Here is a 12,098-nt window from a genome sequence, read left to right on the forward strand (position 1 = left end):
CGGGAGCTGAGTGACCTGCGGAGGGGTCGACTGCGGTTGCTGGTAGTGCGGTTGATGGGGGTGTGCGTATCCCTGATGGGGCTGCGGGTAGGACGATTGCGGCTGGGTGGGCTGCGGGTAGGCCGGCTGCGGCTGTGGCGGGGCCTGCGGGGACGCGTACAGCGGATGGTGGGGTGCCTGAGGCGGCGTCTGAGGTGTCGCGTAGGGCGGTTGAGCGGCCTGTGGGGGCGCCGGATACTGCTGCTGCGGATACTGGGGCGGCGCGAACTGGTGTGGCGGCGACCCGGGTTGGTACTGCTGCTGCTGCGGAGGCGCGTGGTGGAGCGGCTGAGCCGGCGGCGCCTGGTAGGCCTGCTGGGGTGGAGCCGCCTGGTAGGGCGGTTGCGCCGGAGGCGGGTGGGCGGGGCCCTGCGGGTATCCCTGGGGGTATTGCTGCGGAGGCTGGGCCTGGGCACCGTACGGCGGTATGCCCGGCTGCGCACCGGGAGCGGGGTACACGGGTGGCACCTGCCGCTGGCCGTGCGGAGGGTGGCCGGGGCCGACCGGTTGGCTCGGCTGGTGCGGATCGACGGGATGGGTCACGTAAGGGGTCCGCCCTGGGGAGAATGTGTGCCGAAGTGGTGGTCACACATGGACAGTTGAGAAATGACCGTCCCGAGGGCGGCAGCACGTACGCCTCTTGTGATTGAACTCGCCCCCGTGACCGCCGAAGCGGCCAGCCAGTCATTGATTCACAGCCGAAACATGCTGCACGAATCCGCCTCCCGAGTCCAGTCGGAACCACCGGAAACGAAGTCACAGTTGCAAGGCTTTCGCCCGGGACCGACCGGCCGTAGGGTGTAGGCGCAAGATCGACAACGGGGGAGACGTTGCCAACCACGCTGCATGCGCACAATCCTGGTCAAGTGAAGGATGCCACCCCCTTCTTCACCCTGTCGGAGATCTCCGGCATTTGGGATGGCTCATCCATTCGCGTGAGCGAACTCGGCAGGCGCGTCGACCTGCGGCGCCGGACGAGCGCCGGTCGGCGAACGGGAGCGGTCTGACCCCATGGACACCACGCCGCACGGCAGCACATGGCAGCGCTTCGTGGACATGGAGGCCTGTCTGCTGCGCGAGGTCCCGCGCCAACGCCTCACGGACGACAGGTCCCAGGGTTCCGGCGACGACCTGCACGCGCAGCGGCTCGCCGCCCTGGTCTCCGCGCATCACGCGCGGCGCCCCGACGACCCGACGGGCGGCGCGGTGTTCGTCGGTTGGGCACGTCACGCCGATCGGCCCATCGACGTGCTGGTCGGGGGGAGCACCTTGCTCGGCGGCCGTGCCGACGCGGATGTCGGTACGACTCTGCTACGACTCCCCGCCGGCGCGCGTGGATTCGCCCAGCCGACGGGAGCGGCCGCTTCCCTGCTCGCGGCGTTTCCGTGCTGGAGCGCTGTCGCGGGTGTCACCGACGGGCTGCTCGTCGACGCCGAGCCGGGCACCGCGGGGGCGGGCGCGGCGCGGCAGCGACCCAGCCTGGAGGACTGCCTCCTCGCGGTGTGGCAGGAGCCCTTCGCCTGGCTGGTGTTCGCCGAACCGGTCCCCACCGCCGAACTCGACGACCTCACCGGCGATGTCGCCGATGAACAGCGCCGCGCCATGTCCAAGGCGGATGGTTCGCCCGAGTACGCCATCGCGGCGGCCCGGCTGGAACGCCGGCACAAGGACCTCGCCAAGGCATCGGCCACCGGACTGTGGCGGATACGTCTGCTCGCGGGCGGCCGTACGTCCGAGGAAGCGACCCGGGTCGCCGCGCTGGTCTGCGCGTCGGCGGACCTGGAGGGGCTGCCCTACGCGCTCCGGCCGACCGGGCGGGTCGGGGACCTGCCCACGGCGCTCGGCGGAGTGCTCCCGGCCCCCGAGGAGTACCCCTTCCACGCCGGATCCGACCTGCTCGCATCCCTGGCCCGGCCACCCGCACACGAAATACCCGGCGTACGGTTCGCGCTGCGCCCGGAGTTCGACGTCACCCCGGAGACCGCGGGCCGACCGTCCACGCCGGACGCCCCGCCGGTCCGGCTCGGCTCGGTGCTCGACCGTAACCGCAATCCCGTCGGCGACCTCGAACTGACCCGCTCCACCCTCAATCGGCACACCTTCGTGTGCGGGGCCACCGGCGGCGGCAAGTCCCAGACCGTGCGCGGACTGCTGGAGGCGGCCACCCATGTGGGCATCCCCTGGCTGGTGGTCGAGCCGGCCAAGGCCGAGTACCGGTTCATGTCCGCACGGCTCGGCGACACGAGCGACGTCGTCGTCATCAAGCCCGGCGATCCCGACGCGCTGCCGGCCGGCCTGAACCCCCTGGAGCCCTCGGCGTACGCGAGCGGTGAGCGCTTCCCCCTCCAGACGCACCTCGACATGGTGCGTGCCCTCTTCCTCGCCTCCTTCGACCCGCAGGAACCGTTCCCGCAGGTTCTCAGCGCCGCGCTGACCCGGTGTTACGAGGACCTGGGCTGGGACCTCACTCTCGGCGAGCCCGCGGTCCCCGGTACCGAGCCGCGCTACCCCACCCTGGAGGACCTGGAGCACACGGCCCTCAAGGTCGTGACGGACATCGGCTACGGCAAGGAGGTCGCCGACAACGTCCAGGGTTTCATCAAGATCCGCCTGGCCAGCCTGCGGCTCGGCACGACAGGTCGCTTCCTGGAGGGCGGCCGTCCCCTCGACTTCGGCGGACTCCTGCGCCGCAACGTCGTCTTCGAGATCGAGGACGTCGGCGACGACAAGGACAAGGCGTTCCTGATGGGGACCATCCTCATCCGGCTCGTCGAGTACCTGCGCATGGAACAGCGCGTGACGCGTCAACTGTCTTTCCCGCTACGTCACTTGAGTGTCTTTGAGGAGGCGCACCGGCTGCTTCGGCGCTCGGAGGAGGGCGGCGCGAGCGCCCACGCGGTGGAGATGTTCGCCGGTCTGCTGGCCGAGATCCGGGCGTACGGCGAGGGCCTGATCATCGCCGACCAGATCCCGAGCAAGCTGTTGCCCGACGTCATCAAGAACACGGCGGCGAAGGTCGTCCACCGGCTCCCGGCCCAGGACGACCGCGAGGCGGTCGGCGCGACGATGAACATCACGGCGGCCCAGTCCGAATACCTGGTCACCTTGCGGCCGGGCGAGGCGGCGGTGTTCACGGACGGCATGGACTATCCGCTGCTGGTGCGGATGCGGGACGGGACGGAGCGCGAGGACGCGGGGGCGATCCGGCCGGCGTCGGCGGCCGCGCTGACGGGCGAGCGCAGCCGTGCGTGCGGCCCCTGCTGCACTCCGGAGCCGTGCACCCTGCGCGATCTGCGCATGGCTCAGCGCTTGATGGAACAGCCCGAGCTGCGGATCGTGTTGTGGGCGGAGATGGCCGTGGCGGCCCATCTGTTGGGGTGGACCACGCCGTTGCCGGGGGAGGCGATGCGGCGGGCTCTGGAACCGTACCGGGGTCGCCTTCTGGACTGCGCGATCGGTCAGGCTGTGCACCGGGCGGTGCACAGCCGGGTGGGCGCACCCGCGGCACCGGAGGCGCTGGCGGAGCATGTGGCCGCGATGATGCGGGCGCAATTGGATGGACAGGACCCTTGCCAAGTGGCTGAGCCGCATTACAAGGCGCGCAAGGGGACGAAGACACGGGAGTACTACCACGGGCGCCTTACGCCCTCCGTGCTGGAGAAGATCGTCGGGTGCGCGGATCCCTCGGAGGAGTGGGGCAAGCGGTTCTCCTCGGCATTGTCCTGCTTTGAGCGCAAGATCCGAAAGCCCGCCGCAGCCGGGTCAAGCGGTGGAGGGTCGGAATGAGCGAGTTGGACGCAGCGGAGAAGGGTCCCGAAGCGGCAGCCGTCGCTGAGACGCCGACGGCTCCCTCGGCAATTGAGTCCGCGGATGCGTGGGCGGAGCCCGAAGAACCTGAGGAGTTCAAAGGGCCCGAAGGGCGCGGATTATCAGAGACGCCCAAATCGCCCGAGGATGCTGAGGGAGCTGTCGAGGAGTCTGAGGCCTCGGAGGGAAGCGAGGATCCGCAGGAGTCCGAGGAGGCAGGGAGCGAAGAGTCGGCCGGGGTTGCCGAGAATGCTGAGGAGTTGGAAGGGTCGGATCAGCCAGCAGAGCCCGAAGAGCGCGCAGAGCGCGAAGGGTCGGTCCAGTCCATCGAGTCTGTCGAACCCGAGGGGCCCCTCGAAGCGGTCGCGCCCGACGAACTCGCGGACCCGGACGAGGCATCGGACTCCGGCGAGGCAGAGGATGTGAACGAGCCTGACGCACCGTCGGAGGAGGACGGCGAGGCCGGCGCTCCGGAGACGGGGGACCAATGGGAGAACCCACTGGCCGACGTGGCGGAGGCCCTCGGAGAGCGGCATCCCGAGGTGGCTTCGGTGATCACCAAGCTTGGTGCGGACGATGCGAACAGGCTGAACGTGATCGAGAACTTGAAGGACCCTGAGGGCGGTGGCAAACGGACCTTGGAGATCATTCAGGAACTCGCCGAGGGAGAGACTCTGGAGGGACGCTCCCTGGAGGAGTACAGGTCGGAGAGTCCTGGGCGTGGCCCCCTGTTCGAGCCCGTGGAGCATGAGGTGAACTACGAGCCCGACGGGACGTCCCGCAAGAACGGGTACGTCGAGCAGGTCAAGTTGGACGACCCGGTGCGAGCCCTCGGAGCTTCCATAGAGGACGGCGACCGCGACGCCCTCGACGAATACGGCATGAGGCTGCAGAACGAGGTGGAGCCGGCTGTCTATGAAGACGTGACGAGTCTCCTGGACGAGGCCGACGATGCCGAATTGAGCATCCGCACGAAATCCGCTGACGGCCTGGTCGACAAAGTGAATCGAATGACCGAGGGGAGCGAGGGCCGAAAGGCCCGCCCGGATTACGAGATCGGGGACGTCATCGATGCCGTGGGGGCAAGAATTACCGTCGAGGACACCGCCCAGCTCGAAACCGTTCTCGAAAAGTCCAAGGCGTACTTCGGTACCGGCGAGGACGGGCGCCTGCTGGAGGTCGAGAACATGTACGCGGAGCCCAAGAGCGGGAATCCGAGCTACCGCGTCATTCCCATGGTCGTAGCCATCGAGGTCGACGGAAAACCGTACACGTACGAACTCCAGCTCACGACAAAGCGGGCTTCCGTGGCCGCCGACCTTGAGCACAACACCGTGTACAAGTCGCATATCGAAACGACCCCGGGGGAGCGTGATGTGATGCGTAGGATGCAGGCAGAAGCGGCGGCGTTGGATCAGGAAGAAACTCGCAGGAGGCACCCGTGACAGATGAGACAGGCCCGAGGTTCGTCATGATCTCGACGTTCCGCAGAAGGACTGCGGACGGATTCATGCTCGCGGCTTTCGTCATCGACGAGAGGGAGTGCGAGTCTCCTGCGGAAATGAAGTTGATCAGGAACGAAGCCCTCATGGAAATCCAACGTCGACGCATCGTCGGAGAGTTCGAGACCCGCAGGGCGAAGGCTGACGAGCTGCCGTCGACCCTGCCTCGGTGGGCGGAGTACAAGGGGCAACTGGAAGCTGCGGATGAGGAGTCGTCTTGACCCATCGGGTGTTCGGCGCGTGGCACGACTGGGACACCGCCCGTCGACAGTTGGCGGTACTAGCTCCGGAGGTTTCGGCGCAGCGCCTCGGGGAGGCCGTCGCGTTCGCCGAAGAGGCCCACGGGGATCAGAAGAGGCCTGCCGGTGAGCCGTACGTGGAGCACCTCCTGGAGGTGGTGGAGATCCTCGTCTCGGGCGCGGGTGTTCGCGACGAGGACCTGCTGGTCTCGGCCATACTCCACGACGTCGTGGAGGACACCGACCGCACGGCCGGGGAGGTCGGTGAGCGGTTCGGCCCCCGGGTCGAGGAGTGGGTGGGCTGGGTGACGAAGCCGAACCCCGAGGCCCACGAGGATCCTGCAGAGGTGCGTGACCGCTACCTTCTGAGCCTGCGTTCCGCCCCGCCGGAGGTCCTGCTGCTCAAGCTGGCGGACCGGTTCAGCAACGTGCAACGGCTCGGCACGCACCCGCGGCCCGAAAAGCGGCGCTCCTACTACCGCGAGACGTGCCGCCACTTGGTACCCCTCGCTGCGGGGGTCCCGTGGTTCGAAGCGGCCTTCGAGGAGTGGCGGCAGTTCTACCGCCACCTGGAGGACGGGGCGCCCGCGGCGACGGCCTGACGCCCGCCGTCGGCGCGGATGCCTGGGCGCGGGGCCACCGAGTTGCCGGGCGCTGTCTGCCTGACCGTGCTTCCGAGATCGCCGCGCGCAGCGCCCCGCCCTGTGACGCCAACACCGGAGCCTGATTGGTCGCCCTCCGCCAGGGAGGAAGCGTGTACCCGGATGTCCTGCCTGGGAGCAGGTCGCCGCGAATCGGCCCGTGCCCGGCTACGCCAGGGGCCTGGGGGCTTCGGAGGCGGGCGGTAGCTGGTCGGCGACGAAGGTGCCCAGCCCGACTTCGCCCCGCGTCCAGCCTTGCTCCCGAACGTGTCGCATGGCCTTGGCCGCCGTCGCGTTGACCACGCCGAACTCCTGGGCGATCTCCAGAGTGGACGGCACGCGGCTTCCCGGCGGGTAGGTGCCGGCCTTGATGCGCTGGATGATCTCCGCTGCGATCTGCCGCCACAGCGGGCGCGTACGGTCAAGATCCATGGTTTCAGCGTGGGTGACCATGGCATTCTGTGCATCCGTGGTTATCTGCGGTTATCCACGGGTATGGTGGACTACGAACATAAGCGGCCCCGCCGGGAAGCGGCTACTTCCTCGCCGGGGCCTCAGCCGACTGAACAGGAGTCGACCTATGCGCAGCCTACTGGCAGCGGTCCTGAGCCTTTTCCTGCCCGCCCGCGGAGCGCACCGCGCTGTCGCGCCGCTCCCGGCCGCCGCTCCCTCCCGGCCCGTTCCCACATACCGGCCCGTACCCCCGTGCCCGTTCCTGGGTGACGTCATCAGGGTCGATGGGCTGCCCCTGGTCCGGCCGTACGTCGTCGTGTGGGAGCGCGAGCGGGACGAACTCGATCGTCGGCGCCTGCAGCGGGCGCGGCGTAGGGCGGTCGTCCTGGCGGCGCCGGGCCAGGACGGCCGCGCGTGGGAGGTCGCCGTATGAGCGGGCCGCGTCTTCGCAGTATCGGGGTGGATCCGGCGACCGGTAGGGAGGCCTTCGCGGACACGCGCCCCGGCGGTCTCCTCGAAGCGCTGGCTGACATGCATGCGCTGAAGGCGGCGGCTGTGCTGGTGACGGTCGTGGGTGCCGTACTGGAGGCGGGGAAGGCATCGGACGCCGAACTCGCCTCCTTCGTACCGGCGTTGTACGCGGCGCTCGAAGAATGTGTCGGCATCATGACCGGGGACAGGGAGTGATGGCGGAGGAGTGTCCGGTCCGGTCGTAGGGCCGTAACGGCGGTGGGAAGGCCTCTGCGAGCGACACGAAGGCCGGGGACGCCCTACTCGTCGGCTCCCGCCCAGTGAATGACGCGGCTGCGGCGGGGTCGACGTCGTGACAGCCCCTCAGCCCAGTTGTTCCGTCGTCCCGTCCGGATGGATGAGCAGGCGGATGGCGCCGCCGTAGCGGTTGTCCGTGATCGTCGCCGGGGTGGGGGCGCCGAGTTGCTGGGCGCGTTGCTGGAGGATCGACAGGACGACGTCCTGGATGTCGCCGTAGGGCGGGGCGGTGACGGGGACGCCGTCGATGAGGCCCGCGTTGGGGGAGAAGACGTGCACCTGGGCGTCCGAGGCGTGGGCGTTCGCGGCGGGCGGGGGCGGGCCCTGGCTCGGGGTCGGTTCGGTCATCGGGGTCGGGGGTTCCTTCCGGCTCAGGTCAGGCGCTCTTCGCCTCTCCCCGCTCGGGGAGGAGGGTGTCGTCGATGTCCTCGACGCTCAGGACGTCCAGGACGCGAGCGTACGTGCCGCGCGAGAGTCGTTGCAGGCGGCCCGACTTGACCAGGGCGGACAGGACGTTGCTGATGGTCTTCGACGGGTCGCCGTAGACGCCCGCGGGCAGTGCGCGCAGCACGTCGCGGGCGGAGAACGCGCCGGGGAAGGTCGCCACGGCCTTCTCGACGGCGGCGCGGATGCTGGGGGCGGAGGGCGTACGACGCGCGGGTCCCGCTCCCGCTCCCGTGCCCGCGGCCGGGTGGTCGCCGTGCAGGGGGTGGGCCGCCGGGCGGGGCGTGGAGGTGACCGAGCGGGGGAGGCGGTCGTGGATCTCGCGCAGGGCCGTGCGGATGGTCTCCAGTGGGGCGTCGGCGGCGTCGCCAGCGTCAGTGGCGAGGCCAGAGGTGGCCGCCAGCATGGTGGCGACCCTCTCTATGTTCCCGAGGGTGGCGGCCAGTTCGCGCAGCAGCGGCTCCAGGAAGTCGCGGCGCAGCGCGGCCACCGGGTCGGTGGTGGCGAGTTCGACGGAGACGGAGCCGGTGAGCGGGCGCCCGGGAGGAAGGGGTGCCCCTTCGGCGTCCTCGGGGGCGTCGGCGTCGTCCGGGAGCAGCGACTCGACGGCCTTCCGTACGGCCGGAAGGTCGCGCGGGGATTCGGGGGCCGTGTCCGCGCCGCCGGGCATGCACGTCAGCAGGGCGACGAGCTGTTCGAGGCTCGTGAGCGCGGGCAGGGCGGAGCGCACCAGCGGGCCGAGCACGGCCTGCCGTACGGCCAGGGCGGGATCCTCGTACGAGAAGGTGATCCGTTGCCCGGCCTCGGCCGCTGCCATGGGTTCCTCGCTCCTGTCATTCGACGGTCCGGTCGTGTGCGACGACGCGCCCGGCGGGGGCGCCTGTCTGTGAGTGGTCTGTGGGGCGGTGTGCGAGTGCAACTGCGGTGTCAACGCGGCGCGCCGCCCCTGTTCCCGCAACGCGCCCTGCTCCTGGGCGAGTTGGCCCTGGAGCAAGTCGAACGCGTCGAGGATCCGCTCCAGTTCGGGAAGGTCCGGTGCGAGCGGGCGGCGGGCTCCCGAGTGCGTGGCCGAGGAGTCGTCGGCGCGGGACCTGAGCCGGGTCAGCCGCCGGGGTACGGAGCCGGAGTCGAAACGGATCGCGGCATGAGCCGGCAGGTCGCCGTTCTCGTCGCCGATGCCGAGCATGCGGCGCAGCGAACGCCGGTCCTCCCGGGTGGTCGCCGCCGTGTAGGCGTACGGCTCCGCGTACGCGACGGCGTCTTGGAGGCACTCCGCCCAGAGCGGGCAGGAGGCGCACAGGTCGCGGGCGGTGCGGAGCAGGACGAGGTGCTGTCGGCGCTGGTCGGGCGAGACGCCCGCCGCTGCCGCCGCTGTCGGCGTACCGTCCGGGGCGTAAAGGCCGTGCGGGTTCTCCGAGTTGTCCAGAAGCGGGTGCTGGAAGACGTCCGGCCTACGCCGGCACGGCAGCGCCGCGTCGGGTATGTGGACTTCCCGTACGACCGCCTTGCGGGCAGGTCGGCCGGGCAGCCTGGCCAGCGTCGTATGGCTTGCCATACGCATGAGTAATATCCCCCGTGGTGATCTGTGATCGCGGGGGACTCTAGAACAAGTTGTCAAACTCATGCAACGCATGTGCAAAGTACTGGCCAGAAACGAACAGTGACGCGACGAACCATTCACAAGAGCCTCAACTGTCCGCCGTTTCACGGGTGTCACGGCGACGCGGACGCCTGATGACCTGCAAGGCCTTTCTGCCCCGGACCGTCAAGGCCTTCGCGGATGCGCCGCGTACGGCGAGCACTCCGAGTACGCCCACGAACCCGATGGGCACGCCCGCCTCCGGGACGAACATGCCGGCGAGCGATCCGATGACCAGGATCACATCGGCGATCACGACCGTGACACCGCGCCGGCCCGGATGCTCCTTCACCATCCAGGCGCCGAGCAGAGCCATTCCGGCCAGGGCCCAGTAGCCGAACGCGGCGGTTCCGGTGACGACGGCACTCGTGGTCATCCGGGCCGTCTCACCCACGGCCGAGAAGTAGCCCGTGAAGGCGGCGGCGAGGATCGTCGAGGCAAGGGCGAGGAGGAGTTGGGTGCGGCGGCGGAGCAGCCAGACGGCTCCGCCGAGGAGCAGCACGACGCAGATCATCACGAACGCGGAGCCGCTCTGTGAGGCGATCGCGAAGAGGGTGTACGCGGCGGCCAGACCGAACACGATGCGGGGGAGTATACGGACGGCCCAGGGGTCGTTCTTGTCCTGGCGGAGGAGGCGGTGGAGGCGGGACGGAGTACGGGCGGTGTCTTTGCTGTCGGCACGGGTGCCCGGGGTGCGGCTCATGGACCGGTCACACTCCCATGCCTGTGTCTTGTGCCTGTTCGGGGGCGGGCGGGGCGTGTGTGGGACCGGGGGTGGTGGGGGCCGCGGCGGGGGCCGGGGCTGGCTTCAGTGCGACTCCCGGCATGAAGTCGGCACCGATGGCCGACGCCGAGGGCTCGGGTGGCTGAACGGGCAAGGGGCCCACCTTGGCGTTCACCTCCACACCGGGCATGAAGGTGCCGTGGGTGCTGGCGTAGACGGCAGGGCCCGACTCGGCGGTCGGCGGTGACGGCGTCTGCTCGGGGACGGAGAACGCCGGCTGCTGCTCCCCGACGCCTGGGGCGGTGACTTCCCGGTCCGTGCTCAGGTCCAGATTCTGCTGGGCACCCGTCTCTGCTTCGGTCGGCTGCTGGTCCAACAGCGCGACCCGTTCGCATACTTCGAGAATGGCGGCGCGTTGAGCCTCAGGGGTGGTCAGTGACTTGAGATGGTCCAGGTTCAGGTATCCGGACTCCCAGTACTTCTGGGGCGGTGGGTTTTCGGGGTCGGGTGCGAAGAAGTGCACGTGTGAGCGGACCCGTCCCTCGGACAGGAGTTGCTGGCTCTCGGGCGGGAGACCTTCCAGGGTCTGCTCCGAGAGGTCGTACATGAAGTGGATGTGGTCAGCGCCGATCGTCCTGCGCAGCTGTGGCAGTTCGGTCTCGTAGGCGACGGTCCAGGGTGCGAGTTCGCCGGCGAAGAGGATCGCCTCGCCGTCGGTGGCCTTGGCGTAGTTCTCCGAGAGGGCGCCCCAGGCTTTGCCGGCTACGGCGTCACCCTTGGCCTCGTTGAAGTGCAATGCCTCTTGCACATCGCGGTCCCACAGGTGCAGCTTGCCCAGATCCTGCCCGCCTGGCGTGCCCTCCAAATAGCGGGCGCTGCCGCGCTCGCTATCGTTCTCCATATCTGACCAGATGGCAGCAAGGAATTGACTGCTCAGTACTTTGTCCGTCGGTAGGTCCGGGTGAGGAATTCCGTAGGACCAGAAAGCAGATTTCATACCCTTGCGGGGAGCCTTGACGTCCAATTCGCTGGCGTATTGGACGATGTATTCCTCGATGGTCTTGTCAGCTGCTGCAGCTGATGCGATGATCTCATCGGCGATTCGCTCGACTTCGTCTTCGGGAACAGGAGCATTCGCTTTGGCTTGGAGCGTGAGAGCGTGTCGAATGGGTGTTTGGACTTCGGTGTCCGCGCTCACTCGGTCTCCTGCGGGTAGCAGCCCACATTGATCATGACCCCGCGCAGGCCCACTCCGCGGGAGGTGACTCCGCCGCTGACCGCCCTGAGCACGATGACCGGCTCTTCAGCACCCGCGCCCCTCCAGACAGTGAGCCGGTACGGGTTGCGGGTGCGAAGGCGCCGCTCGGGCGAGGGGAGCCAGCGCTCGTTGCTCCGAGGTTCGGGAAACGCGGGGGAGTCCCAGGCGCCCGAGAACTCCGGCGTGCCAAGTACTTCGCGGGCGGCAGCTTCATACCTGGGCCAGAATTCTGCCGCTGTCTCCAATACCTGCTCGTTCTCGTCGGAGTTGTCAGCCGTGATATCCCAGGTTGTCCAGCCGAGAGAGCGAACCGGGCTCCAGCCCCCTCCGGTCACGGGCGTCAGGCTCAGTCGGCCGCCCGTGGCGGTGCGCACGGCGAGGACGCGGTCCTCGGGCAGGGGCTTCCAGCCGAACAACGCGCACCAGTCGTTCAGGGCAGGGCCCGGGTAGGGCGGGCCGGCCCAGATCGCGGGCCAGTCCACGTGCTCAAGTCCGGCCAGTTCCTCGGCCAGGCGCTGCGGCGATTCGTCGATCTGGATCGTTGGCATGTGTGCTCCTGCGGCTGTCTCTCGTAGGTCGGTGCT

12 protein-coding genes are annotated in these 12,098 nt (G+C 69.0%); 6 read left to right on the forward strand and 6 right to left on the reverse strand.

Annotation, left to right across the window (positions count from 1 at the left end):
* Positions 1-1,050 precede the first annotated feature (1,050 nt).
* The 4 genes from STRBO_RS39825 to STRBO_RS0101925 are packed head-to-tail and all read left to right on the forward strand — an operon-like array spanning position 1,051 to position 6,189.
* Positions 1,051-3,825 carry an ATP-binding protein gene (locus STRBO_RS39825; RefSeq protein WP_005483647.1) on the forward strand — a complete coding sequence of 925 codons (2,775 nt, stop codon included), beginning with the start codon at positions 1,051-1,053 and terminating at the stop codon, positions 3,823-3,825.
* Positions 3,822-5,291: a hypothetical protein gene (locus STRBO_RS0101915; RefSeq protein WP_005483649.1), complete on the forward strand. Its 1,470-nt coding sequence runs from the start codon at positions 3,822-3,824 to the stop codon at positions 5,289-5,291. The genes STRBO_RS39825 and STRBO_RS0101915 overlap by 4 nt, the downstream gene beginning before the upstream one ends.
* Positions 5,288-5,569, forward strand: coding sequence for a hypothetical protein (locus STRBO_RS0101920; RefSeq protein ID WP_020113691.1), 282 nt, complete (start codon positions 5,288-5,290; stop codon positions 5,567-5,569). Before STRBO_RS0101915 ends, STRBO_RS0101920 begins: the two co-directional genes overlap by 4 nt.
* A complete protein-coding gene (locus STRBO_RS0101925) occupies positions 5,566-6,189 on the forward strand; it encodes an HD domain-containing protein (RefSeq protein WP_202500239.1) in 624 nt (207 codons plus the stop codon). The genes STRBO_RS0101920 and STRBO_RS0101925 overlap by 4 nt, the downstream gene beginning before the upstream one ends.
* A gap of 207 nt (positions 6,190-6,396) precedes the next feature.
* On the opposite strand, the gene STRBO_RS0101930 is transcribed toward STRBO_RS0101925, so the two are convergent.
* Positions 6,397-6,660 (reverse strand): GntR family transcriptional regulator, encoded by a 264-nt coding sequence (locus STRBO_RS0101930; protein WP_237547730.1) that lies wholly within the window; start codon positions 6,658-6,660, stop codon positions 6,397-6,399.
* Between the two features lie 148 nt (positions 6,661-6,808).
* On the opposite strand from STRBO_RS0101930, the gene STRBO_RS0101935 reads away from it, so the two are divergent.
* Positions 6,809-7,114, forward strand: coding sequence for a hypothetical protein (locus STRBO_RS0101935; protein WP_005483654.1), 306 nt, complete (start codon positions 6,809-6,811; stop codon positions 7,112-7,114).
* Positions 7,111-7,368: a hypothetical protein gene (locus tag STRBO_RS0101940; RefSeq protein ID WP_020665479.1), complete on the forward strand. Its 258-nt coding sequence runs from the start codon at positions 7,111-7,113 to the stop codon at positions 7,366-7,368. Before STRBO_RS0101935 ends, STRBO_RS0101940 begins: the two co-directional genes overlap by 4 nt.
* 147 nt (positions 7,369-7,515) lie before the next feature.
* On the opposite strand, the gene STRBO_RS0101945 is transcribed toward STRBO_RS0101940, so the two are convergent.
* The 5 genes from STRBO_RS0101945 to STRBO_RS0101965 all read right to left on the reverse strand — a co-directional run bounded on the left by STRBO_RS0101945 (position 7,516) and on the right by STRBO_RS0101965 (position 12,062).
* On the reverse strand, positions 7,516-7,797 hold the full coding sequence (locus tag STRBO_RS0101945) for a hypothetical protein (protein WP_005483657.1): 282 nt from the start codon (positions 7,795-7,797) through the stop codon (positions 7,516-7,518).
* A gap of 28 nt (positions 7,798-7,825) precedes the next feature.
* A complete protein-coding gene (locus tag STRBO_RS0101950; protein ID WP_237547731.1) occupies positions 7,826-9,454 on the reverse strand; it encodes a WhiB family transcriptional regulator in 1,629 nt (542 codons plus the stop codon).
* A gap of 127 nt (positions 9,455-9,581) precedes the next feature.
* A complete protein-coding gene (locus tag STRBO_RS0101955; RefSeq protein WP_005483661.1) occupies positions 9,582-10,235 on the reverse strand; it encodes a hypothetical protein in 654 nt (217 codons plus the stop codon).
* A gap of 7 nt (positions 10,236-10,242) precedes the next feature.
* Positions 10,243-11,454, reverse strand: a complete 1,212-nt coding sequence (locus STRBO_RS0101960) for a hypothetical protein (RefSeq protein ID WP_005483662.1) — start codon at positions 11,452-11,454, stop codon at positions 10,243-10,245.
* On the reverse strand, positions 11,451-12,062 hold the full coding sequence (locus tag STRBO_RS0101965) for a hypothetical protein (RefSeq protein ID WP_005483663.1): 612 nt from the start codon (positions 12,060-12,062) through the stop codon (positions 11,451-11,453). Before STRBO_RS0101965 ends, STRBO_RS0101960 begins: the two co-directional genes overlap by 4 nt.
* Positions 12,063-12,098 lie beyond the last annotated feature (36 nt).

Source organism: Streptomyces bottropensis ATCC 25435, from assembly GCF_000383595.1.
Classification (GTDB): domain Bacteria; phylum Actinomycetota; class Actinomycetes; order Streptomycetales; family Streptomycetaceae; genus Streptomyces; species Streptomyces bottropensis.

Bases quoted from the DNA above. Each gene is read 5' to 3' on its own strand.
- STRBO_RS39825 (WP_005483647.1), top strand. From the start codon at position 1,051: ATGGACACCACGCCGCACGGCAGCACATGGCAGCGCTTCGTGGACATG.
- STRBO_RS0101915 (WP_005483649.1), top strand. From the start codon at position 3,822: ATGAGCGAGTTGGACGCAGCGGAGAAGGGTCCCGAAGCGGCAGCCGTC.
- STRBO_RS0101930 (WP_237547730.1), bottom strand. From the start codon at position 6,660: ATGGATCTTGACCGTACGCGCCCGCTGTGGCGGCAGATCGCAGCGGAG.
- STRBO_RS0101935 (WP_005483654.1), top strand. From the start codon at position 6,809: ATGCGCAGCCTACTGGCAGCGGTCCTGAGCCTTTTCCTGCCCGCCCGC.
- STRBO_RS0101940 (WP_020665479.1), top strand. From the start codon at position 7,111: ATGAGCGGGCCGCGTCTTCGCAGTATCGGGGTGGATCCGGCGACCGGT.
- STRBO_RS0101945 (WP_005483657.1), bottom strand. From the start codon at position 7,797: ATGACCGAACCGACCCCGAGCCAGGGCCCGCCCCCGCCCGCCGCGAAC.
- STRBO_RS0101950 (WP_237547731.1), bottom strand. From the start codon at position 9,454: ATGCGTATGGCAAGCCATACGACGCTGGCCAGGCTGCCCGGCCGACCT.
- STRBO_RS0101955 (WP_005483661.1), bottom strand. From the start codon at position 10,235: ATGAGCCGCACCCCGGGCACCCGTGCCGACAGCAAAGACACCGCCCGT.
- STRBO_RS0101965 (WP_005483663.1), bottom strand. From the start codon at position 12,062: ATGCCAACGATCCAGATCGACGAATCGCCGCAGCGCCTGGCCGAGGAA.